Annotated in this window: 2 protein-coding genes; both read right to left on the bottom strand. The window is 33.4% G+C overall.

From position 1 onward, the window contains the following. Nucleotides 1-16 precede the first annotated feature (16 nt). Entirely contained in the window at nucleotides 17-1,234 is a 1,218-nt protein-coding gene (locus FEM21_RS15875) for a sterol desaturase family protein (RefSeq protein ID WP_035662652.1), read from the bottom strand. Between the two features lie 96 nt (nucleotides 1,235-1,330). Further along, nucleotides 1,331-2,617 (bottom strand): Glu/Leu/Phe/Val family dehydrogenase, encoded by a 1,287-nt coding sequence (locus FEM21_RS15870; RefSeq protein WP_236353697.1) that lies wholly within the window; start codon nucleotides 2,615-2,617, stop codon nucleotides 1,331-1,333. Between the last annotated feature and the right edge of the window lie 387 nt (nucleotides 2,618-3,004).

Here is a 3,004-nt window from a genome sequence, read left to right as displayed (position 1 = left end):
TTACAGGCTTTTGAATTTAAGTTTCTAATTGCAAGATTACATCCCGATAGCGTTTTCCTAATGAGAAGAGTTGCTCGGCACAAAACATAATCAATAAAGGAACAAGAAAGAAAGCAATTAAGTTTTCTTCGTATAAAAAGTAACTGGTAATAATGTATATTCTTGCGTATTCCAGATAATAAATCCATTTTCGGTGTTCTAATAAAGCACCACAATTGATGAGTGTGATTAGAATGAAAGACAATACAAAAACTTTATCGGCTATTGTTAATGTTTCAAAAGAATAGGTGAAAACGGTTAAAAACAGAATACAGATTGCCAATTGTATATAAAGATAATTTCTAAATCGGAGTCGTTTATTAGAAGTGGATTTATCCTGAAGAAATCGTTTTTCCAGCAACGGACGAATATTTTGATCCATGTGAGCCGGACTTCCAAAAACGGCTAGAAATTTGGCTTTAAATCCTTTCGAACGCTTGTATAATTCGAAAATTTCGAAATAATAATGAAAATGCTGCCAAAGAAAACTATAGCTTTTTAACGGGTGTGTTAAGCCGTATTTTGGTTTTTCTTCTTCGGATTGAAAAGTTCCAAAAAGTCTGTCCCAAAACGTAAACATATCGCCAAAGTTTTTGTCTAAATATTTTTCATCAGAGGCATGATGTACACCATGAACCGACGGAGTTACAAAAACATATTCGAGCCATTTTATTTTACCTACAAGTTGGGTGTGTGTAAAAAAAGAGTAAGCACCATGAACTAATAACATGGTAATTACCATCGAAGGATGAAATCCTAAAAAGGGTAATATACACCAAAATCCCGTTCGAATAATAGCCTGAAAAGTGGTAATTCTAGCGGCGGTAGTAAAATTGAATGCTTCACTGTGATGATGGACAATATGTGCAGCCCAGAAAAAATTGACTTCATGTCCCAGTCTATGATACCAATACCAAACAAAATCGGTCATCAGAATCAGTAAAATCCAGATAAAAGCGTTGCTGGGAATATCAAAAATGCGATAATCATCATAGATAAAATAATACAGCTGGTAAAAACTAGCTGCTATAAATAAGTTGATTAATCTTTCGGCAATACCAATACTAATATTGGACACAGAACTTTCATAATTAAAGATTTCTGGTCGTTTTCTACGCTGAGCGAGCTTAAATTCTAAATATAAAAATAGAAAGAACGCAGGCATTACAAAGGCAAGAAAATTAATATGCTTCATTTTTAATACTAAATTTTAAAAAAGAAATATTGTATCAATTATTCCATTTTCAAGTTTAGAACAGATACAATATCTCTTTTTAATTTTTAAAATCGTTTAATTTTGTTTGTAATTCTCAGCAGTCAGGGCTACTTCTTTTACAGATTGTGTTTCGGCTACTTTTTGTAAAGCAAGTATATAAGACGCAATTCGGGGTGACACATTGTATTTTTTAACGGTACGAAAAACAGTTTCAAAACTTTTTTCTAATATGTTTTCCAATTGTCTGTTTACCTGATTTACTCCCCATTTTTCAACAAGGGTATTTTGAAGCCATTCAAAATAAGAAACTGTAACACCACCAGCATTGGCTAAAATATCCGGAATTACTAAGACATTATTGGCTTCCAAAATAGCATCAGCATCTGAAGAAACAGGACCATTAGCACCTTCTACAATAATTTTTGCTTTAACCTCGTGAGCATTTTGTCGCGTAATGACGTCTTCTTTTGCAGCAGGAATCAGTACATCAACTTCCAGAAGTAACAATTCTTCGTGTTTTATTGTCACTGAATTTGGATAACCTTTAATACTTTTATTGTTGAGGTTGTAATACAAAATCAGTTCAGGAATATTAATTCCGTCAGGATTGTACAATGCTTCAGAAACATCACTTACAGCCAGTACTTTTAATCCTTTTTCATAAAGAAATAGGGCAGAGTGTATGCCTACGTTTCCAAATCCCTGTACGGCAACTGTTGAGCCTGCTGGTCTCAATTTTAATTTTTCAAGAGCCAAAAGCGTGATAATGCTGACTCCTTTTCCTGTTGCTTCTACACGTCCTAAAGAACCTCCAGCATGTAAATGTTTACCTGTTACAACTCCATGAACTATTCGGCCATGTAATTGTGAAAATTCGTCCATAAGCCAACCCATTTCGTCAGGTCCTGTTCCCATATCTGGAGCAGGAACGTCTTTTTGAGGGCCAAATATATCCGATAGACTCTTAGTGTAAGCTCTGGTTATTTTCTCTAATTCTCTTTTCGAATGCGTGCTTGGATCACAAATAATTCCTCCCTTAGCACCACCAAAAGGAATTCCTGTAACTGCAGATTTCCAGGTCATCCAGGCTGCTAACGCTTTAACTTCTTCTAAATTTACAGCAGTATCGTATCGAATTCCACCTTTCGAAGGACCTAAAGCAGTATTGTGAATAATACGGTAACCTTCAAAATTTTGTTCTTTTCCATTGTCTAATACAATTGAAAAATTAACTACAATTTGTTTTTCAGGACGTTGCAGTCTTTGACGGATTGATTCGTCTAATTTTAAAATATCTGCTGCTATATTAAACCTGTCAATCATAGATTGAAAGGGATTCTGTTTAATTATTTCTGTACTCATGATTTGTTGTTTATTGAATCTTTATTGGATTTATTGTAATAAAAAGCTCTTTTGAGTTGTTACAAAAGAGCTACATTTTTTCTAGTAAAATAAGTTCAGGCAACAACAACAAGGAGGAATCTTCATCTGACAGCAATGCATCATTATATTTCGGTTTCTATTGGATCTCATTATTTAATTTTCGAATAAAATTTTTAAAAAAGCCTTTCACTTTGCATGAAAGGCTCAAAAAAAAAAATCAAGAACTACTCCTGTTTCTAAGCTATTTTATACCAAGCTTTCTAAGCTGCTAACCGTTGAAAAACATTTGATAAATATATTGTATGCACTAAAAACCTATATTCTTACTGCAAACTTATAAAAATATATTTATATACTCTATAGGAT

The organism is Flavobacterium seoulense, from assembly GCF_000695795.1.
Classification (GTDB): domain Bacteria; phylum Bacteroidota; class Bacteroidia; order Flavobacteriales; family Flavobacteriaceae; genus Flavobacterium; species Flavobacterium seoulense.
The sequence above is the reverse complement of the archived record's forward strand: the minus strand, read 5'-3'. Positions and strand labels throughout refer to the sequence as shown.

What these genes read in the sequence shown, in the direction of transcription:
- FEM21_RS15875 (WP_035662652.1), bottom strand. Translation starts at nt 1,234, where the DNA reads ATGAAGCATATTAATTTTCTTGCCTTTGTAATGCCTGCGTTCTTTCTA.
- FEM21_RS15870 (WP_236353697.1), bottom strand. Translation starts at nt 2,617, where the DNA reads ATGAGTACAGAAATAATTAAACAGAATCCCTTTCAATCTATGATTGAC.